Source organism: Kitasatospora sp. NPDC004745, assembly GCF_042873275.1.
Classification (GTDB): Bacteria; Actinomycetota; Actinomycetes; order Streptomycetales; family Streptomycetaceae; genus Kitasatospora.
Genome location: NZ_JBIALK010000003.1, coordinates 360,693 through 379,991 on the forward strand (window position 1 = coordinate 360,693; position 19,299 = coordinate 379,991).

The 19,299-nt window shown below is 75.1% G+C and carries 18 protein-coding genes; 11 read left to right on the forward strand and 7 right to left on the reverse strand.

Going from position 1 to position 19,299, the window contains the following annotated elements; genetic code table 11:
* Positions 1-36: 36 nt before the first annotated feature.
* On the reverse strand, positions 37-1,005 hold the full coding sequence (locus tag ACFYUY_RS08555) for a DUF4436 family protein (protein WP_360218032.1): 969 nt from the start codon (positions 1,003-1,005) through the stop codon (positions 37-39).
* Between the two features lie 207 nt (positions 1,006-1,212).
* Between ACFYUY_RS08555 and ACFYUY_RS08560 the strand changes: the two genes are divergently transcribed.
* Positions 1,213-2,478 (forward strand): threonine/serine exporter family protein, encoded by a 1,266-nt coding sequence (locus ACFYUY_RS08560; RefSeq protein ID WP_387899259.1) that lies wholly within the window; start codon positions 1,213-1,215, stop codon positions 2,476-2,478.
* 77 nt (positions 2,479-2,555) lie between these two features.
* Here the strand turns inward: ACFYUY_RS08560 and ACFYUY_RS08565 are convergent, their stop codons facing one another.
* Positions 2,556-3,590, reverse strand: coding sequence for an Lrp/AsnC family transcriptional regulator (locus tag ACFYUY_RS08565; RefSeq protein ID WP_387899262.1), 1,035 nt, complete (start codon positions 3,588-3,590; stop codon positions 2,556-2,558).
* A 261-nt stretch (positions 3,591-3,851) separates the two neighbouring features.
* On the opposite strand from ACFYUY_RS08565, the gene ACFYUY_RS08570 reads away from it, so the two are divergent.
* The 3 genes from ACFYUY_RS08570 (at position 3,852) to ACFYUY_RS08580 (ending at position 6,981) form a co-directional block, all read left to right on the forward strand.
* The gene (locus ACFYUY_RS08570) at positions 3,852-4,694 is read left to right on the forward strand and encodes an NAD(P)H-binding protein (RefSeq protein WP_387899265.1); all 843 of its coding nucleotides are present in this window, start codon (positions 3,852-3,854) and stop codon (positions 4,692-4,694) included.
* A gap of 7 nt (positions 4,695-4,701) precedes the next feature.
* Positions 4,702-5,619, forward strand: a complete 918-nt coding sequence (locus ACFYUY_RS08575) for an alpha/beta hydrolase (RefSeq protein ID WP_360218020.1) — start codon at positions 4,702-4,704, stop codon at positions 5,617-5,619.
* A 147-nt stretch (positions 5,620-5,766) separates the two neighbouring features.
* The gene (locus ACFYUY_RS08580; RefSeq protein ID WP_387899267.1) at positions 5,767-6,981 is read left to right on the forward strand and encodes a saccharopine dehydrogenase family protein; all 1,215 of its coding nucleotides are present in this window, start codon (positions 5,767-5,769) and stop codon (positions 6,979-6,981) included.
* 217 nt (positions 6,982-7,198) lie between these two features.
* Here the strand turns inward: ACFYUY_RS08580 and ACFYUY_RS08585 are convergent, their stop codons facing one another.
* Together ACFYUY_RS08585 and ACFYUY_RS08590 are read right to left on the reverse strand one after the other, a co-directional pair.
* Positions 7,199-7,930 (reverse strand): hypothetical protein, encoded by a 732-nt coding sequence (locus ACFYUY_RS08585; protein WP_387899269.1) that lies wholly within the window; start codon positions 7,928-7,930, stop codon positions 7,199-7,201.
* A 73-nt stretch (positions 7,931-8,003) separates the two neighbouring features.
* Positions 8,004-8,126 carry a hypothetical protein gene (locus ACFYUY_RS08590; RefSeq protein WP_387899270.1) on the reverse strand — a complete coding sequence of 41 codons (123 nt, stop codon included), beginning with the start codon at positions 8,124-8,126 and terminating at the stop codon, positions 8,004-8,006.
* Positions 8,127-8,529: 403 nt separating this feature from the next.
* On the opposite strand from ACFYUY_RS08590, the gene ACFYUY_RS08595 reads away from it, so the two are divergent.
* Entirely contained in the window at positions 8,530-8,892 is a 363-nt protein-coding gene (locus ACFYUY_RS08595; RefSeq protein ID WP_387899273.1) for a hypothetical protein, read from the forward strand.
* Positions 8,893-9,005: 113 nt separating this feature from the next.
* Here ACFYUY_RS08595 and ACFYUY_RS08600 read toward each other — a convergent pair whose 3' ends face one another.
* The 3 genes from ACFYUY_RS08600 to ACFYUY_RS08610 form a co-directional block, all read right to left on the reverse strand.
* On the reverse strand, positions 9,006-9,557 hold the full coding sequence (locus ACFYUY_RS08600) for a DNA starvation/stationary phase protection protein (RefSeq protein WP_360218006.1): 552 nt from the start codon (positions 9,555-9,557) through the stop codon (positions 9,006-9,008).
* A gap of 245 nt (positions 9,558-9,802) precedes the next feature.
* A complete protein-coding gene (locus tag ACFYUY_RS08605; protein ID WP_387899276.1) occupies positions 9,803-10,402 on the reverse strand; it encodes a hypothetical protein in 600 nt (199 codons plus the stop codon).
* Positions 10,399-11,487, reverse strand: a complete 1,089-nt coding sequence (locus ACFYUY_RS08610; protein WP_387899554.1) for a polyprenyl synthetase family protein — start codon at positions 11,485-11,487, stop codon at positions 10,399-10,401. Before ACFYUY_RS08610 ends, ACFYUY_RS08605 begins: the two co-directional genes overlap by 4 nt.
* Before the next feature lie 275 nt (positions 11,488-11,762).
* Between ACFYUY_RS08610 and ACFYUY_RS08615 the strand changes: the two genes are divergently transcribed.
* The 6 genes from ACFYUY_RS08615 (at position 11,763) to ACFYUY_RS08640 (ending at position 19,235) form a co-directional block, all read left to right on the forward strand.
* Entirely contained in the window at positions 11,763-13,772 is a 2,010-nt protein-coding gene (locus ACFYUY_RS08615) for an alpha/beta hydrolase family protein (RefSeq protein ID WP_387899279.1), read from the forward strand.
* A complete protein-coding gene (locus ACFYUY_RS08620; RefSeq protein ID WP_181970410.1) occupies positions 13,769-13,927 on the forward strand; it encodes a hypothetical protein in 159 nt (52 codons plus the stop codon). Before ACFYUY_RS08615 ends, ACFYUY_RS08620 begins: the two co-directional genes overlap by 4 nt.
* A gap of 79 nt (positions 13,928-14,006) precedes the next feature.
* The gene (locus tag ACFYUY_RS08625; RefSeq protein WP_387899282.1) at positions 14,007-15,944 is read left to right on the forward strand and encodes a RiPP maturation radical SAM C-methyltransferase; all 1,938 of its coding nucleotides are present in this window, start codon (positions 14,007-14,009) and stop codon (positions 15,942-15,944) included.
* Positions 15,925-16,599, forward strand: a complete 675-nt coding sequence (locus tag ACFYUY_RS08630; RefSeq protein ID WP_387899284.1) for a DUF5825 family protein — start codon at positions 15,925-15,927, stop codon at positions 16,597-16,599. Before ACFYUY_RS08625 ends, ACFYUY_RS08630 begins: the two co-directional genes overlap by 20 nt.
* Before the next feature lie 49 nt (positions 16,600-16,648).
* On the forward strand, positions 16,649-17,848 hold the full coding sequence (locus tag ACFYUY_RS08635) for a cytochrome P450 (protein ID WP_387899286.1): 1,200 nt from the start codon (positions 16,649-16,651) through the stop codon (positions 17,846-17,848).
* Positions 17,841-19,235, forward strand: coding sequence for an MFS transporter (locus ACFYUY_RS08640; protein ID WP_387899289.1), 1,395 nt, complete (start codon positions 17,841-17,843; stop codon positions 19,233-19,235). The genes ACFYUY_RS08635 and ACFYUY_RS08640 overlap by 8 nt, the downstream gene beginning before the upstream one ends.
* The last annotated feature ends 64 nt before the right edge of the window (positions 19,236-19,299 follow it).

The following is a 19,299-nucleotide window of genomic DNA, read 5'->3' on the forward strand; positions in this document are numbered from 1 at the left end:
CCGACCCTGCCGCTCGCGCCCGGGCGCCGGGCCGGGTCAGGGCGCGGTGGCGGCCGCCTCCGCCTCCTTCTCGCGGCGCAGCCGGTGCTCGGTGCGGATGCCGCACCAGGCGGTGCAGGTCAGGCTGGCGGCGATGATCCCCTCGGCCCAGAAGAAGGCGACGTAGTCCATCAGCGAGCCGATCGGCGGCGAGCCCGGCGCGGCGTTGCGCATGCCGATCAGGGCGAACAGGCTCGCCGCCATCCAGCCCAGCGAGGGCCAGACCAGGCCCTCCCGCTTGCGGTACAGCACCTCGGCCGCACCGAGGACGGCCAGGGCCAGCGCCCACATCGCCGCGATCATGAACCAGGAGAGGATGAAGGTGCTGCGGGAGCGGGTGATCCGCGCGTCCAGGGTCACGACGCCGGCGCTCGCGGGCGCCGCCTGCGGGCCGGGCGCGGCCTGCGGGCCTGCCGCGACCTGTGGGCGCAGGACGAAGAACGGGTCGGTGTCGGTGAAGACGATGCCGACCGGGACGGCCGCGCCCCCGCTGGTGGCGCCGAAACCGACGTCCATCCGGTAACGGTCGAAGGGGTAGTCGGTCTTGGTGCCGTCGTACATCCCCACCTGGACGAGCTGGGACGGCGCGTTCTCCCCCTCGGCCGCCCTGATGGTCACCTTGGGGGTGCCGGTGACGGAGATCTCGACCGGCCGACCGAAGGTCTGGGAGTCCGGCGCGGCGGCGAACCGGCCGTGCGGGACGGGTGTGACGTAAAGCGTCAGCTGTTGGGCCACCGGGTCCACGTCCTGCGCGGTGACGTCGAGTTCGATCCAGTCCGGCGCCGACGGGACCGCCAGCTCGCGGGTCTGCTCACGGGTGTTGCGCTCGTTCAGGTAGAGCCCGATCCCCCCGCCGCACAGGGCGGTGACCATCGCCAGGACGACGATGAACCGCCAACGGCGGCGGCGCGGGCGCCGGTGGGGTGCGGTGCGGGGCGCGCTGGTGACATCGGTGCTGACCTGCACGGTCGTCCTTCCTGCAGTGCTGGTGCTGCCCCACATCCTGCATTTAACTGAAAATTCAGTCAAACCCCTCGAAAGACCGCCGTCGCCGTCCCGGTCCGTGGCCGGGAACCGGGCTCGGCACCGGGATCGACGCCGCCCGGGGCCGCCGCCGCGGACCCGGCACCCCGTCCGAGCGGGCGATCCGGGCGCTATGGGACCATACGCGCCATGTTCAGCACGTTTCCGCCGGATCGGGGCCCCCACGCCCCGGCCGGCCCCCCGACCGACCCCCGCCGCCGCCTCCTGCTCGAACTGGGCGCGGCCCTGCTGAGCGGGGGCCTGCCGGTCCACGACGTGGAGGAGGAGCTGCGCGGGCTCGGGCGGGCGCTGGGTGCGCCCGAGGTGCGGGTCGCGGCCTTCACCACCGGCCTGTTCGTCGCGCTCGGCCCGGACGACGCGACCGTCCTCGAGCCCGTCGGCCCCGCCCTGCGGTTCGAGCAGACGGCCGACCTCCTCGATCTGGTCCACCGGCTGCGCGCGGGCGCGGTCGACGGACACCGGGCGCTGAGCGATCTGGACGCGATCCGCCGGGCACCGGCCCGCTGGCCCACCTGGGTCGCCGACCTCGGGATGCTGCCGGTCGGGGTGGGGCTCTGCCTCTTCCTGCAACCGGTGGCGGTGAACGTCCTCGCGTCGGCGATCGGCTCACTGATCGTCGTGGGCCTCACCATGACGGCCCGCCGGCTGCCGCTGCTGCGGCCCCTGCTGCCCGTCACCGCCGGCTTCCTCGTCTCCGTCCTCGTGCTGGCGGCCGCCCGGGCCGCACTGCTGGACGGGCCGCTGCGCACGATCGTCGCCACCCTGGCGATCCTGCTGCCGGGCGCCCTCCTGGTCACCGGGCTGTCCGAGATCGCCGCGGGTGCGGCCAGTGCGGGGACGGCCAGACTGGTGTCCGGCTCCGTCCAGCTGGCCCTCTTCCTCGCCGGCGTGGTGGCCGCCACCGCCGCCACCGGCGTCCCCGCCTCCGCGCTGGCCGACACCAGGGTGGCGGAGCCGAGCTGGTGGGTGATCTGCCTGGGGCTGGCGCTCGCAGTGGCCGGGCTGGTCGTCAACGTCTACACCCCGCCACCGGCCATCCCCTGGATCGTCGCGGTGATCGCGGTGACGGCCGCCGTCCAGATCCCGGTGACCTCCGCCAACGGCGCGGCGCTCGGCGGGCTGGCCGGCGCGGTCACCGCCGCCGCCGCGGCCACCGTCGCGCACTGGCTGCCGGGCGGTCCGTCCTGGCAGGTGCTCTACCTCCCCGCGTTCTGGGTCGTGGTGCCCGGCTCCTTCGGCCTGCTCAACACCGCGCAGATCGAGGTCGGCAACGGGGCGCACGCCGTCCTCGCCGCGGTGTCGGCGCTGTTCGGGGTCAGCGTCGGCACGCTGATCGGCTCGGTCATCAGCCGGATCCCCCGGCCCGCGCCCGCCCCGCTGCGGCCGGGCGCCTGAGCGGAGGCACCGCGGCCGGGCCCGCGGGCGGGGCCGGTAGGGCCGGGCGGGCCGCTCCACCTGCCCTCACCCCGCCCTCACCCCGTCGGGAGCGACGGGACCGGCGGAGCCGGCGGGACCGGCAGCGGAGTGCGCTTGGCGGCGTGACCGACGATGGCCGTCTCGACGTGGGTGATGCCCAGGCCGACCAGGTCACGGGAGAGGAAGCCGTAGAGGGCCGTCAGGTCCGGGAAGTACGCGGCCGCGTGCAGGTTGGAAGGGCCCGAGGTCGCGAACGCCCCATGCACCGAGGGGTGGTCGGCCAGCGCCTGCCCGGCCGAGGCCAGGTGGTCCGGAGCCACCTGCAGCAGGAACTTGGCCTCGATGGACAGCCCGAGGCGGCGGGGGTCGACCAGCACCTGGGTGACCAGCCGGCCCTGGGCCGCCATGTGGGCGAGGCGCCTGCGCACCGTGCTCTCCGGGTGGCCGGTGCGCGCCGCCAGGGCCACCGCGCTCAGCCGTGCGTCCGGCGTGAGGGCGTCGATCAGCGAGCACTCCACGGCGTCCGTCTCGACGCCGTACGGCCCCGGGGCACCGGAGGCGGCCGGCCCGGGGGCCGGCTCGGCCGCGCGCAGGGCCTCCCGTTCGGCCGCGGTCAGCACCTGGTGGCGCCACTCGGAGGTGAGCCGGAAGACGTGCAGGATGGTGGCGCTCTCCAGGGACGTCACCGCCTGGGTCGAGGGCAGCCGGCGGAAGACCAGGTGGTCGCGCGAGCCCGGCTCGGTACGGGCGACCGCGAAGACCTCGTCGCCCGACGTGGTGACGTCGATGAACGGGATGTCCTCGCGCGCCGCGAGCGCCGCCACGATGGTGTCGAGCTTGCCCCGCAGGACCCGGATGCGCAGGAAGAGGGCCCCGGCCGAGCCCCCGTTGCGCGGCCGCGCCACCGGCGAGATCACCACCCGCACGGTGCCGTCGGCGCCGAGCGCCTGCAGACGGCGGCGGACGGCCGCGGCACCGAGCCCCAGCACCTGGGCCGCCCGCTCCGCCGTGAGGCGGCCGTCGCACTGCAACGCGGCCACCAGCCGCTGGTCCGGGAGGCTCAGGACGGAACTCGCCGATTCACGCGCCATGCGTGCGAGTTTCGCCCATTCCGGGGCCTCGCGGCGCATCTTCCGGGGAGCCCGCCCCGAGGATGGAGGTCATCCGTTCCGCCCGTCCCCGACGCAGGTCGGCGGACCCCGAGCCCCGGAAAGGAGCGACCAGTGATCCTCGACCCGCGCATCTGGTTCCCCGGCCTCACCGACTGATCGTCAGCACCACCGGCGCCGCGCCGACGGCACGGGGGTCCGCCGGCGCGGCACCCATCGGAAATCCCGGACAGGAGAACGCACATGATCATGGTCACTGGCGCGACCGGGACGGTCGGTCGCGAAGTGGTGGAGCTGCTGGCGGCGCAGGGCCGCGAGACGGCGGCCGTCACCCGCGGTCCCGCCGCCGGCGGGTTCGCCGACGGCGTCCGGCCGGTCGTCGCCGATCCGTCCCGGCCGCGGTCGCTGGCACCGGCGCTGGACGGCGTGGAAGCCCTCCTGCTCAGTCCGCGCGCCGTCGACGGCGCCGCTGCCGAGCTGCTGGCGCTGGCGGCCGAGCACGGCGTGCGACGCGTCGTGGTGCTGTCGGCCGTCACCGTCGAGTACGGCGGCGGGTACCGGCGCTTCGCCGAGGAGTTCGCGCTGGTGGAGGCCGCGGCCGCGGCCTCCGGGCTCCAGTGGACCTTCCTCCGGTGCGCCGACTTCGCCGCCAACGCGCTCGCCTGGGCACCGCAGATCCGTGCGAACGGCACCGCCCGCGGTGTGCACGGCGCTGCGGCCACCTCCCCCGTCCACCAGCGGGACGTCGCCGAGATCGCCGTACGGGCACTGCTGGACCCCGCCCACGCGGGCCGCGCCCACCCGATCACCGGGCCGGAGTCGCTCACCCAGCACGACAAGGCCCGGATCATCGGCGAGGCGATCGGCAGGGACCTGTCCTTCGAGGAGGTGCCCCCCGAGCAGCTGCGCCGGGCGATGCTCGCCCAGGGGCTGCCCGAGGACGTGCCCGACCGGCTGATCGGCTACGCGGCCGCGTGCCTGACCGACCCCGGACCGACCACGGACACCGTCGCGCGCCTCCTGGGGCGCCCCGCCCTCACCTTCGCCACCTGGGCCGCCGAACACGCGGCCGCCTTCCGGAACTGAGGCCGCCATGGACGTCACCACCGGGAACGACCGCACCGCGCCCGACCGCAGTGCCGTCATGAAGCGGATCGAGCTGTCGGCCGGGACGATCGAGTACCGGGACACCGGTGGCGACGGCCCCGTCCTGGTCCTGCTGCACGGTCTGCTGATGGACGCCACGCTGTGGGACGACACGATCGCCCGTCTGGCCGCCGACCACCGCTGCCTGGCACCGACCCTGCCGCTCGGGGCGCACCGGCTCCCGATGCGCCCCGACGCCGACCTGTCGCTGCCCGGTGCGGCGCGACTGGTCGCCGAGTTCCTCGACCGTCTCGGGCTGCACGACGCCACGCTCGTCGGCAACGACACCGGCGGGGCGCTCCTCCAGCTCCTCATGAGCGACGGCGCCACCCGGATCGGGCGGGCCGTCCTCGTCTCCTGCGACGCCTTCGACAACTTCCCGCCCGGGCTGACCGGCAGGACGCTGCTGCTCACCGGACGGCTCCCGCCCCGGCTGTTCGGGCTGTTCATGCAGCAGATGCGGCTGCGCGCCGTCCGACGGCTGCCGGTCGCGTTCGGGTGGCTGACCAAGCGCGGCGACGCCGCCACCGCCCGGTGGATGACACCGGTCCTGCGGCAGTCCGGCATCCGCCGCGACACCGTGCGCCTGCTCCGGGCGGCGGCGGCCGACACCCGCCTCCTGCTCGAAGCGGCCGAGGGCCTGCCGGGCTTCGACCGCCCCACCCTCGTGGTCTGGGCGGCCGAGGACCGCGTGATGCCACCCGAGCACGCCCGCCGCCTCGTCGAGCTCGTCCCCCGTGCACGGCTGGCCGTGGTGGACGACAGCTACACGCTCGTCCCGCTGGACCAGCCCGGACGACTCGCCGACCTCCTCCGCGAGTTCGCCCGTGCACCCGACCCGTCAGGTGCCGGCCGAGCCGGCTGACCCGGGGGCCTTCGGCCGGTCGTCCGCGCCTGCGAGCGGCACCCGACGCGCCGGGCGCCGGGGACCGGCGCGCGGGCCGGGACGTTGACAGTGCCGCGACGGGCTCCTAGCGTGGCGCAGCCGACTACCCGCGAGTAGGGACCCTTGATGGCCGAGCCCCGCCCGTACGACCTCGTCCTGTTCGGTGCCACCGGGTTCACCGGCGGACTCACCGCCGAGTACCTGGCCCGGACCGTGCCCGAGGGCTGCCGCTGGGCACTCGCCGGACGCGACGAGCGCAGGCTCGCCGCCGTCCGGACCAGGCTGGCGCGGATCGACCCGCGCTGCGCCGACCTCCCCCTGCTGACCGCGGACGCCGCCGACCGCGAGGCGCTGCGCGCCGTGGCCGCCGGGGCCCGGGTGGTGGTCTCCACCGTCGGCCCGTACCTGCAGCACGGCGAACCCCTGGTGGCGGCCTGCGCGGACGCCGGCACCGACTACGTGGACCTCACCGGCGAACCCGAGTTCGTCGACCGGATGTACCTCCGGCACCACGAGCGCGCGGTGGCGACCGGCGCACGGCTGGTGCACGCCTGCGGCTTCGACTCCGTCCCGCACGACCTCGGCGTGCTGTTCACCGTCGAGGAACTGCTGCGCCGCGGCGGCCCGGCGACCGCGCTCAGGGTGGAGGGCTTCGTCCGCGCCGGCGGCACCATCTCCGGCGGCACCTTCGCCTCGGCGATGACGGCCTTCTCCCGACCGCGCGCGATGGCCCGGGCCGCCCGGGCGCGCCGCGCCGTGGAACCCCGGCCGAAGGGACGGCTGGTCCGCACCCCGACCGGCCGTCCGCACCGCTCCCGGGTGGCCCGGGCCTGGGCGGTGCCGATGCCCACGATCGACCCGCAGGTGGTGTCCCGCTCGGCGGCCGCACTGGGCGCGTACGGCCCCGACTTCGGGTACGCGCACTACGCCGCGGTGCGACGGCTGCCGATCGCCCTCGCTGGTGTCGCCGCGGTGGCCTCGATCGCCCTCGCCGCCCAACTGCCGGTACTGCGACGGGCCCTGGGGCGGCTGCGCAAGCCCGGAGACGGCCCGGGAGAGGACCAGCGGGCCCGCTCCTGGTTCGCCGTCCGGTTCGTGGCCCGGGAGCGTGGCGGACGGACCGTCCTCACCGAGGTGTCCGGGGGCGACCCGGGCTACCAGGAGACCGCGAAGATGCTCGCCGAGGCGGCTCTCTGCCTCGCGTACGACGACCTGCCGCCCGTCGCGGGACAGCTGACCACGGCGGTGGCCATGGGCCGACCGCTGATCGACCGGCTGATCGCGGCGGGCATCTCCTTCCGGGTCCTGGACACGCCGCCGACGGCCGCCCCGGGCCGCTGACGGGCGGACGGGTCGGCAGCGGGCGGCCGGCGCCGCGCCGATCAGAAGACTGGTCCCGGTGGCACCCCGGCACGTCATCGGGCCCGGTCGACGAGGGCGTCCTGCACCTGCTGCGGAGGTGGGGGGACTCCGCCGAGGCCGCCGAGGCCGTCTACGAGCTCCTCAGCGCGTAGGGCCGGATGCCCCGTCATCGACGCCGGCCTGCGCTGGTCGAAGGTCAGGCCGAGCCGGTCGCCCCCTCCACCGTCCACCAGGACCGGGGGTCGTCGCAGCCCTCGACGGCCACCCGCTCGCCGTAGCCGTGCTCGGCGAGGCAGCCGCCCCCGTTGGTGTGGAGCCTCAGCCGGGTGGCGGTGCGCCCGTCGGACGCCTCCCGGCCCGGCGGCCCCAAGGGGGTGTGGGCGTCCACGACGCCCCACCGCTGGCCGCCGTCCTGCTGCCGCTCGTCGGCCAGTTCGTACGCGAGGTAGACCGAACCGTCGGGGTCGGCGGTGAGTACGAGGGGCTGAGGCGCCTCCTCGTCCGTGCTCACCAGCAGCGACTGGAGGACCACCTCGCCGTCGGCAACGGGCCGGACGAGCCATTCCTGGTCCCCGCCCGCGCTCTCCGGCATGGCGATCACGCCGGCCCCGTCGGCCGCGCGGGAGCCGTCGACCCCGGCCGCCGCCATCCTCAGCGCCGCCGGTCGGGCCGTCAGGGTGCCGAGCCCGCCGAGCTGTCGGGGTGCGGCCACCGGCGCGTCGGCCGGCCACAGCGGCGACGTGCCCGTCCGGTCGGTCTGCTCCTGCGGGAGGAGTCCGCCCCGGGCATCCGGCTGGTCCGGTCCGATGACCGCGGCGGGCGGCCGTGCATCCGTCGTCGGCTCCGCCGGTCTCTCCTGACGGACCATCAGGACACAGGTGAGCAGGGTGAGCGCGGTGGTGGTCTGCGCGGCGACGCGCACGGCCATGTGAGGCAACTTGACTTTCCTCCCGAGCGGTTGGGGGTGTCGAAGGATGCGGCGGGGGTCCCGGGCCGCCGGGTCAGGAACCGCCCGGCACGGCGGCCGGCGTGACCCGGACCGGCGCCACGACGGTGGCGGCCACGGCCGGCAGGGCGAAACGCCGCTCCTCCTTGCGCAGGTCGGCCGGGCTCTCGTTGCTCAACGAATCCCTCCTCGTGGTGGTGCGGACCCGGCCGGGGCCGGAGTGGCGCGGTGGTTCACGGCGCGGTGCCCGGCGCTTGGGTGGTCTCACGGTTCGGTGTCCGGCGCTTCGGTGGTTCACGGTGCGGTGGTCGACGGGCTTGCGCTCGACGGTTCAACGATTCACCCGGCGAGGGTTGACGGTTCGGCGGCGACGGACGGCGGGCGACCGGTGCACGCGCGCCGCCCGGTCGGCGAAGGCGCCGCCCGGTGCGCGATGCCAGGGCGGTTCACCACCGTCGGAGCGACCGCGCCCTGCCGTTCGGTACCGTGGTCCAGGGTGTCGCGCCGACCCTGCGGGGCACCGGCCCGCCCGCTGGATCGTCAGGACCGGGCAGCGCGGCCTGACCGAATCCGACCGGGCGATGCTGGTCGGCTGGCGCGACCCGGTCGAGGGTGTCTTCGAGGTCCGGCGCAAGGACGGGGACGCCGTCATCCTGCTGAACCTGGTGGACGACCAGCGACGAGCTGCTCCTCCCCCCTGGCGAAGCGGGGGAACGCCTCGCCGCCTGGCCGCCGCCCACCCGGACACGGTCGACGCGGTGTTCCGGGGGCTGCTGCGGAAACCCGGGTTCACCTGGAGCGAGCACGGCGAGGACCTGCTGCACCGGCGCAAGCCCTGGTACTTCGAGCGGGAGCCCCGCCCGGGCGTCTCCGTGATCGGCGAGCGCCTCGGCGAACTGGCCGCCGGCACCCGACCGCGCTTCACCAGGGCACGGCGGGCCTGACCGGGCTGCTCCCCCATGAGTGAGGGGAGGCGGCGGACCGGTTCGCCGGCGCGGCGCTGAGCCGGGCCCGGGGCGAGCCGGGCCCGGCGGGGGGCTCAGGCCCGGCGGGGGGCTCAGGCGTCCGTGTCGGGGGTGACGAGGTGCTCGGCCAGGAACCAGACCTGCGTCTCGCCGGTGCGGATGACCTGGGAGACCAGGAGGTCCTGGGTGCCGTCGTCGCCGAGGCCGGCCGTCCGGGTCGCCGCGTCGCGGGTGTCGGCGAGGATGCCCTCGTGCGCGTCGAGGAGGCGCGAGAGCATCGACTGCACGTCCTCGATGCCGTCCGGCGGGCGGTGGACGCCCGTGATCAGCGCGGCGTGCCGGGGGTCGCCGACGGCGACGCCGCCGAGGCTCTGCACCCGTTCGGCGAGCGCGTCGACCAGCTCCAGCTGCTCCTGGGCGTGCTTGTCGAAGAGCAGGTGCAGTTGGTAGGCCGTCGGCCCGCGCATGCCCCAGTGGCACTTCTTGTAGAGGGAGTACAGGAACTGGGTGTCCGCGAGGACGCGGTTGAGCCGCTGGCACGAGTACTGCCGGGCGTCGTGGGAGAGGGCGATCGGCAACTGCGTGACGGTGCCGAACTCCTGGATCTCGGGGCGGTGCTGGTGGAGGCGGGGCTGGCTGGGCACGGTGGTCCTGGGCTCCTCGGTGGGGTCGGGTGAAGGGTGCGCATCGAGTCGGCGCGTCCTGCCGGCGGTGGCGCGCCGATCCGGTGGCCGGGCACGCGGCCCGCGGCGGCATCAGACTAGGAGCGCGCGGACCGCGGACTGTTCCGACGGCGCACCGCTCACCGCCGGTGCGCGCACGGCGTCGACGGACCGCCCCTCGGGCGGCACCTGCGGCCAGGGCACGCCTCCGTGACGCCGGAACACCCTCAGGCGTGCGGCGGCAGGACCTCGATGATCTCGGCGATGCCGCCGGCGGTCCGGGTCTCGTACATGACGATCACGTCACCGGGCTTCAGGTGCCGCCACTGCTCCACCTGCAGGGGTTCGAGGCGGACGTCGGCCGTCTCGCCCGGGCCGAGCCGCGGCGCGAACTCCACCCAGAGCCGCGCGACGTTCAGATCCTGTTCCCCGGCCGCGGTGCGGTGACCGATGTCCCACAGCGGTCTGAGCCGGCCGTCCCCGTCGAAGGCGTTCCGGCGTCCGCTCTCCTCCGTTCCCAGCAGGGTCAGGCCGGCCCGGATCGTGCCGTGCCCGACCTCCCAGGCCCGCCACTGGCACCAGCGGCGGGTCCGGTCGAGCATCATCTGCCGAGCGGCTTCGGCGAGCTTCTCCCAGAAGGCGGTGGACACCGGGCGGACGTCCGCGATCTCGATGAGCATGTCGAGCACCGTCTCCCACTCCTGGAGCTCGATGTCCCGGCGGACGTCCGCGATCGTCAGGCCGTTCTCGGCCGTGGCGTTCCCGGGCAGCAGGTCGACGGCCTGCCGGAGGAGGGTGAACGCGTCGTCCGTGCCGTTGGTCGTCACCTGGCACCGTCCGCCCGGTCGTGCCCCGGGATCACGTTGGCCGGCGGGAGGCCCTCGAAGAAGGCGACGGCCTCCTCCCGCCAGTGCGGGCGCCAGCCCGCGGCCTCGGCGCGGGCCGCGTCGGCGCAGCGGCGCATGTCCGCGCGGAGCTTGCCGTCCACGCCCAGCTGCCGGGCCAGCCCGCGGACGTGTTCGACGGTGGCGGCCGGGCAGTGCGGGTCGCCGAGCGCGGACTCGACGACGGCCCGCTGCGACGCGTCCGCGCGGGCGAGCAGGGCGCTCACGGCGTAGCTGCGGCGCCCCGCGCGGAGGTCGGCGCCGGTGGACTTGCCGGTGGCGCCCTCGTCGCCGAAGAGGTCGAGGTAGTCGTCGCGCAGCTGGCCGCCGATGCCGACCAGGGTCGCGTACCGGCGCAGCCGTGCGTCGTGGCCGGCCAGGTCCGCGCCGGCGGCCAGCAGGCCCAGGCGCAGCGGGGCGAGCACGGAGTAGCGGGTGGACTTGTACTCGCAGACGGTGTGCAGGAACTCCTCGTCCGGGATCGGGAGGAAGTCGCGTTCGAGGTCGACGATCTGGCCGGTGACCGTCTCGGCGGCCGCGTCCAGCTGCACCTCCAGCATGGCCTGGCGCAGCTCGGCGGGGACGTCGGCCTCCAGCAGGACCCGCATCGAGAGGAAGGCGGCGAGGTCCCCGGCCAGGACGGTCAGGCCGAGCGCGGTGCGGTCCGCGTCCGGGAACTCCCGGCGGTAGGCCTCGTGGGTGGAGGGCCCGCCGCGGCGGGCGGACGCGTCGTCGATGAGGTCGTCGTGGACGAGCCCGTGCGTCTGGAGCAGTTCGATGCTCAGCGCGGCCTCGGCCAGGCCGGGCACCGGCTCGGTGGTCACCAGCCGGGCGGCCTCGTACAGCAGGGCGACCCGCAGCCGCTTGCCGCCACGCAGTGAGAGGTCCCGCAGCAGCTCCAGGCAGCGCGGGGTGAAGCGGCTGAGCGGCGGTGTGTCGAGGCGCTCCGGCAGGGCCGCGAAGTAGGCCTCGAAGCGGAGGTCGAACCGGCGGCGGTGTTCGGCGGCTCGTGCGCGGGCGGCTGCCATGATCGTCTCGTTCACGGGGCCCACCCTCGCATCCGCCCGGGTCGGCCCGCGCCTCCGGGGTCGGGGCGGGCGGTTCGCCCGGACGGCCGGGGCAGACCTTTCGGCCAGTCGTGCGAAAGGTCTGTTCATGACCACGACACCCCCCTAGAGTGGCCGCGATCCTCCACAAGTGGCCTTTTCTTCACGTCGGTTCACCGGCTCTTCACGGCCGGTTCGCTGACCTCGGGACGTTCAGCGCAGCCTGTTCCCATCATCGAGCCGGAAGGGCCGGGTCCGTGACGCAGGCGTTCCAGTCCCCCGGCTTCGCCGCGTTGGCGGCCGACCGCGCGGTCGAGACCCGGCTCGTCGACGAGCGCTGGCAGGCGGTGGCCTGGGACCTCCGGACGGGCCGGCGCCGGGTGGTCACCGACCGGCCGGAGGGCGTCCACCTCAGCGAGATCGAACCGCACGGCGACGCCGTCTGGTGGTTCGACGCCGACCACGCGGGGGAAGGGCGGTGGCGGCGCGAGCCCTTCGCCGGCGGTCCGGCCGGCGAGGCGCTGCACGGCGTGCCGCGCGGACGGGCCTACGGCGTCGCCTTCGACCGGACGGGTGCGCTCGCGGCGGTGGCCGTCGGCGTCGACGGCGCCTCGCACTGCTACGTCGGGCCGCCCGCGGGCGAGGCCCGGCTGATCGGCTCGGCGCCGGGGTACCTCGGCCTGGCCGACCTGTCGCCGGACGGTCGGCTGCTCGCGCTCGCCGGGCAGCCCGACGGGGACGACGCGGTGGTCCTGTGGCCGACGGCGGCGCAGGCGGACGACGAGACGGACGGCAGCACGGACGGCACGGCGAACGGCACGGCGAACGGCACGGCGAACGGCAGCGCGCACGGACTGCCGGGCGCCCGGCCGGACGGCCCGCTGCGGATCGCCGGGAACCGTGGACTGCGGCTCTGGCCGATCGAGTTCAACCCGCTCGCGGTACCCGAGCCGGAGCTGCTGCTGGTGGTCGAGGAGGAGGACCGGTACGCCCTCGCGACCTGGAGCGCGGACGCGGGGCTGCGCCGGCACCCGGGGCTCTCCTTCGACGCGCAGATCACGGCCGGCTGGTACCAGGGGCCGCGCGGAGTGCTGATCCAGCACGAGCGGGCCGGACGGAGCCGCCTGCTGCTCGCCGACCTCGACCCGCCGGACGGACCGGGGGCGACGGCACGGAGGGCGGCCCGGCAGCAGGAGGGAACGCGGCAGGAGACGGCCTGGCAGGGGACGAGGGACCAGGAACCGGAGCCGGCCCGACGGACCCCGTCCGTCCGGGAGATCAGCACCCCGGGCGGCACGATCCACGACCTCTCCTGCGCCCCCGACGGCACCCTGCACTGCGTCTGGAGCCGGGAGTCGACACCGCCCCGCCCGCTGGTGCTGCGCCCCGGCACGGAGGTCGCCCACCACCCCGGCCCGGACCACGACGGCACCTCCCGCACCCGGCGCTGGACGACCCGGCCGTACGGGCGCATCCACAGCTTCGTCAGCGCCCCGGCCGGCCCCGGCCCGTGGCCGACGCTCTTCCTGGTGCACGGCGGCCCCGCCACCCACGACCGGGACTCCTACGACCCGCGGGTGAACGTCCTGGTGGAGCAGGGCTACGCGGTGGTGCGCACCAACTACCGGGGCTCCACCGGCTACGGCGCCCGCTGGCAGCACGAGTACGGCCACCGGGTCGGGCTGGCCCAGATCGAGGACCTGGCCGCCGTCCGCGCGGACCTGGTCGCCGACGGTACGGCGCTCGCGGAGCGCACCGGCCTGTGCGGGTTCTCGTGGGGCGGCTACCTGGCCCTGCTGGCGATGGGCGCGCAGCCGGACCTGTGGTCGCTCGGCATGGCCGCCCAGCCGATCGCGGACTACCCGGCCGCCTACCGCACCACCACCCCCGCCCTGCGCGCGCTGGACCGGCAGCTCTTCGGCGGGTCACCGGACGAGGTCCCGGAGCGCTACCGCGCGGCCGACCCGCGGTCGTACGTGCACCAGGTCCGCTCGCCCGTCCTGCTGGTCGCCTCGCGGACCGACGAGCGCTGCCCGCCCGACCAGGTGGCCCGCTACGCCGCCGACCTGGGCCGGCTGGCGGTGCCGCACGAGCTGCTCTGGGTGGACGGCGGCCACTACAGCCGCCGGACCGCCGACCACCGATCGGTGCTGACCGCGATGGTCCGGTTCGCCGGGCGGTCCTGGCCCGCACCACTCCCCCGGCCACCCCGGGGCGATCGCCCCGGGGTCCCCGCCGAGTCGATGGAAGGAGGTGAACAGCCATGAAGCGACGCAGCATCCAGAACGACCCGATCAGCACCCCGGAGCGTGACCGGGGCGCCGTGGTGGTCCAGAACTTCGCGCTCGACATCACCAAGGCCGCGCCGGTCGCGCCTGCCCTCAAGGGGCAGCCGAAGCCGAAGCCGGAAGCGAAGAAGTGACCCTCCGTCGCTCCGGGGCGCCCACGGTGCCCCGGAGCGACACCTCACCGACCGTCTGCGGACAACAGAAGTGGCCACCATGCGTATCGTCCTGCTGCACATGCCCTGGGGCGCGATCGACGTGCCGTCGCTGGCGCTCGGGATCCTGCACACCGCCGCCGTCCGTGCGGGCCACCGGGTCGACGTGCGCTACGCCAACCTGGACTTCGTGGACTGGGCGGCCGGGACCACGGGTTTCGGCGCGGACGACTACCAGTACTTCTCCGAGAAGTCCTACTTCCAGGGCGCGGGGGACTGGGCGTTCGCCGGCGCGCTGTACGGCGACGACGAGCCGGCCCCGGGCCGCGACGGCGACAGTCACGGCGACGGCGACAGTCACGACCACGATTTCGCGGGCTACTTCGAGTACCTCGCCGCCAACGGCGCGAGCGAGCAGGAGATCGCGCTGACCCGGGCCACCCGCGCGATCGCCCCCGCGTTCATCACCCGCCTGGTCGAGGAACTCGCCGCCGACCCACCGGACCTGGTCGGCTTCACCACCACCTTCCAGCAGAACACGGCGAGCCTGGCCGCCGCGAGGCTGCTCAAGCAGCGCTGCCCGCAGGTGCGGACGGTGTTCGGCGGCGCGAACTGCGACGGTCCGCAGGGCGCCGCGCTGCACCGCAACTTCCCATTCCTGGACTACGTGGTGCGCGGCGAGGGCGAGGCCGCCCTCCCGGCGCTGCTGGCCGGCGGCGACCTCTCCGCGGTCCCCGGGCTGTGCTGGCGCGACGGCTCCGGGAGCTCGACGGCCAACGCGATGTCGACGCGCCCGCTGCCGCCCGCGGCGATCCTGGCGCCCCGCTACGACGGCTTCTTCGAGCGGCTCGACGCCTCCGTCGCGGCCGGCTGGGTCGACCCCAAGCTGGTCGTCGAGGGCTCCCGGGGCTGCTGGTGGGGCGAGAAGCACCACTGCACCTTCTGCGGGCTCAACGGCTCCTCGATGGAGTTCCGTTCCAAGCCCCCGGCGGACTTCCTCGCCGAGGTGCTCGCGCTCGCCGAACGCCACCAGCTGCTGGACGTCTACGTGGTCGACAACATCCTGGACATGGGCTACTTCGACACCGTCCTGAAGTCGCTGACGGAGCTCCCCGTCGACCTGCGGCTGCACTTCGAGATCAAGGCCAACCTGCGCCGCCACCAGTTCCAGCTGCTCGGCGACTCGGGCGCGGCCCAGGTGCAGCCCGGCATCGAGAACCTGAGCACCCGGGTCCTGCGGATCATGGACAAGGGGGTGACGGGCTGCCAGAACGTCCGTGCGCTGCGGGACGCGCAGAGCGCCGGGGTCTCGGTGACCTGGAACTACCTCTACGGCTTCCCGGGCGAGCAGCCGGACGACTACGAGTCGGTGATCCGCCAGCTGCCCGTGCTGCACCACCTGGACCCGCCGACCGGCGCGGGGCGGATCGCGATCGAGCGGTTCAGCCCGTACTTCGACCGCCCCGAGCTCGGCTTCGCGATCACCCGGCCGGCCTTCCAGTACCGCGCGACCTACCGCCTCCCGGAGAGCGAACTGAACGAACTGGCCTACGTGTTCACCGCGCCGCCGCGCGGGATCGGCGGCGGGCTCGCGGAGCGGCTGGGCGCGGCCGTGGACACCTGGCTCGCCCGGTTCCCCGACAGCCGGCTCACCCACCGGGACGCCGGCGACCGGATCGTGCTCGTCAACACCCGTCCCGGGTTCGACTGGCGGGTGGTCGAGCTGACCGATCCGGTGGAGCTCGCCGTCTTCCGGCTGCTCTCCCAGCCCCGGTCGGCCGCCGCGCTGGCCGCCAAGACCCCCGGCGGCGCAGCGGCGGTCGGGCCGGTGCTGGAGCGCTTCACCGCCCTGGGCCTGCTGTTCCACGACGGGGACAGCTTCCTGCAGGTCGCCGTCGAGTCCGACAACCAGGTGCTGATGCGGATGCAGCACCGGCACGGCCCCGTCGCCGTCCACCCCCACGCCGAGGAGGTGCTCGATGCCGTCGCGATCGGCTGAAGCGGCCGACGCCGCCGCCTGGCGTGCGGCCGACCCCGAGGTCGAGCTGTGGCTCGACTACGACCCCGCCGCACGGGAGTTGCCGGGCTACGCGCTCGGTCGCCGCAGGCTGCGCGGCCCGGTGCAGCAGGAGGTCACCGAGCTGCACCGCGCCGGGGTCCGCTGCCTGCGGCTGACCGGGCCGGTGCACCTGTGCGCGGACGCGCCGGCGGCCTCCGCGCGGGCGCTGACGCTGCTGCGCGAGGCGACCGGGCAGGGGCTGGCCGTGCTCTGGCAGGCGGTCTGCACGGACGGCTGCGCCGCGCGGCGCCGGTTCCACCACCTCTACCCGCCCGAGCGGGTGACCGGGTGCGCGCCGGAGGTCGCCGACGGGTGGCGCGCCACGTACTACCCGAGCAAGTGCGTCTTCCGGCGCGGCCCCGGCTTCGTCGAGGTGCGCGACCGCCGGTTCGGGACGCTGGAGCTGTTCACCATCGACGAGCCGGGCCACCTGGCGCAGGTGGAGGCGCTGTCCGAGGGCGTCGACCTCGAGCTGCTGCCGCACGCCGTCCACCGGGACTTCGCCGACGCCGGTCTGATCGCCGAACAGGCCGGCCGCGCCTGGTTCCTGCCCATGCGGGTGCGGCGCTGGCCCTTCCCGTCGCTGACGGTGTAGCCGCACACGGCCGCCCGTCCGCGAGAGCTTCGATGCCGAGGAGAGATCCATGACCACCGCGGTCGACGACGCCGCCGCGCGGATGTCCGCGTTCATCCGCGACCCCTACCCCACGCTCGCCCGGATCCGCGAGGGCGGCGCGGTCTCCGTCGTGGAGTTCGGCGAGGGCCTGCCGGTCTACCTGGTGACGCGCTACCAGGACGTCCGGGCGGCGCTGATGGACCCGAGCTTCGGGCAGGACGTCCGGCGCAGCCAGGCCATCGCGAGCGGGCGGGGCTCCGGACTGACACTCGGTTCGGAGGTGGTCCACATGCTCAACAGCGACCCGCCGGACCACACCCGGCTGCGCCGGCTGATCCAGGGCGTCTTCACCCGCCGGCGGGTGGACCTGATGCGACCGCTGGTCGAGCGCATCGCCGGCGGCCTGCTGGACGGGCTGCGCGGCCGGGAGACCGCCGACCTGGTGACGGACTTCGCCTTCCCGCTGCCGATCATGGTCATCTGCGATCTGCTGGGCTTCCCCCCGGAGGACATGCAGGCCTTCCGCACCTGGTCGACGGCGATCCTCACCCAGGGCGGCGACCTGACCTTCGCCCAGGCGACCACCGAACTGAACGACTACCTCAGGGAGTTGATGACCGCCCGACGGTCCTCGCCGAGCACGGACATCCTCACCGACCTGGTGCAGGCCTGCGACGCCGGCGAACTCACCGAACAGGAGGTGTTCTCGATGGTCTTCCTGCTGCTGATCGGCGGCCACGAGACCACCGTCAACCTGCTCGGCACCGCCACCCTCGCCCTGCTCCACCACCCCGACCAGCTCGCCTGGCTGCGCGCCAACCCGGCGGCGATGCCGGTCGCGATCGACGAGTTCCTGCGCTACGAGTCCCCGGTGAGCATGGCCACGCTGCGGTTCACCAACGCCGACGTGACGGTCGACGGCGTGGAGATCCCCGCGGACGAGCTGGTGCTGCTCTCGCTCGGCGCGGCCAACCGGGACCCGGCCCGCTTCACCGACCCGGACCGGCTGATCCTGGACCGCGGCGATCCGGGCCACCTGGCCTTCGGGCAGGGCCTGCACCGGTGCCTCGGCTCCTTCCTCGGCAAGCTGGAGAGCGAGGTGGCGCTGACCGGCCTGCTGGAGCGCTTCACGCGGATCGAACTGGCCGCCGCGGAGGAGACGCTGCCCTGGCGCAACACGATCATGCTGCGCGGCCTGGAGTCGCTGCCGGTCTCGCTCGATGGCTAGCCGCTCGGGAGCGGGCGACGCACCGGCGGGCGGCACCGCGGCGGGCGACGCACCGACGGACGGCGCGCCGGCGGGCGACGCACCGACGGACGGCGCGCCGGCGGGCGACACCGCCCGGACGGACGCCGCCCGGACGGGAGGCCCGGGAGCGCGCACCGCGACGGGCCCGGGGCGGTTCCGCCCCCGGATCGGCGCCGCGCCCCTGCGGGCACGCGGCTACCGGCTGCTGGTGATCGGGCAGGGCACCTCGGAGTTCGGCAACGCGTTCCAGCTGGTCGCCCTGCCGCTGCTGGTGTACTCCCTCGCCGGGGGCGCCCGCCAGTTGAGCCTGGTGGTCGCCGCCTACGGCGCGGGGCGGCTGGCCGCCACCCCGCTCGGCGGGATCCTCGCCGACCGGTTCGGGGCCCGGCGGGTGATGCTGACCGCCGACCTCGGCCGGCTGCTCGCCACCGCCGGGCTGTGCGGGATCGCCGCGGCCGGGGTGGCCCGGTTCTGGCTGATCGGCGGGCTCGCGCTGCTGGTCGGCCTCGGGGCGGGGGTGTTCCTGCCGGCCGCCTGGGCGATCACGCCGACCCTGCTGCCCGCCGAGGACCTGCACGCGGGCAACGCGCTGAACAGCACGGTCACCTTCGGGGCCGGACTGCTCGGTCCGGCGCTGGCCGGCCCGTTGGTCGCCTGGCTGGACCCGGCCGCCGCCCTGGGCGTGGACGCGGCGACCTTCGCCGTGTCGGCGGTGACGCTGCTGCTGATCGGCCGCGGCACCCCCGTCGCACCGCCCGGCCCGGTGTCCGAACGGGCCTCCGTGCCGCGGAACTTCCGTGCCCTGCTGCGGGAGTCCCCGTTGCTGCGGGCGGTGCTGACGGTGACGGTGATCGCCAACCTGACGGTGGGCGGTGCCACCCGGGTCGCCCTGCCGACCCTGGCCACCCACGGCTTCGGCGCCGGTGCCGTCGGGCTGGGCCTGCTGCTGGCCGCGTTCACCGGCGGCGCGCTGGTCGGCGGCCTGTTCGCGGCCGGGCTCACCGAGGTGCGCTCGCGGGGCCGTACGGCGATGCGCTCCGGTCTGGTGATGGGTGCGGCGATCGGCCTGGTGCCGTTCACCGGCCTGGTCGGCGCCGTGCTGCTGCTCTGCCTGGCCGGCGGCGCCAGCACGGTGACCAACGTCCTGGTCGTCACCGGCGTGCAGAGGAGCACTCCGCCCGCGCTGCTGGCCCGGGTCATGGCGGCCGTCACCTTCTGCGCGCTGGGGGTCTTCCCGCTCTCGGTGATCGCGGCCGGCGCGGCGGTGGACGCGTTCGGGAGCCGGAGCGTGTTCGCGGCCACGGGGCTCTGCCTCCTGGGCGCCTTCGGGTACGCGTTGACCAGGCCTGCGATCCGCGGACTGTGAGGGCACCGCCCGCCCGGTGGCAGGGGTGGCAGATGCCAGGTCAGACGGCTGTTCGGTCGGGCCA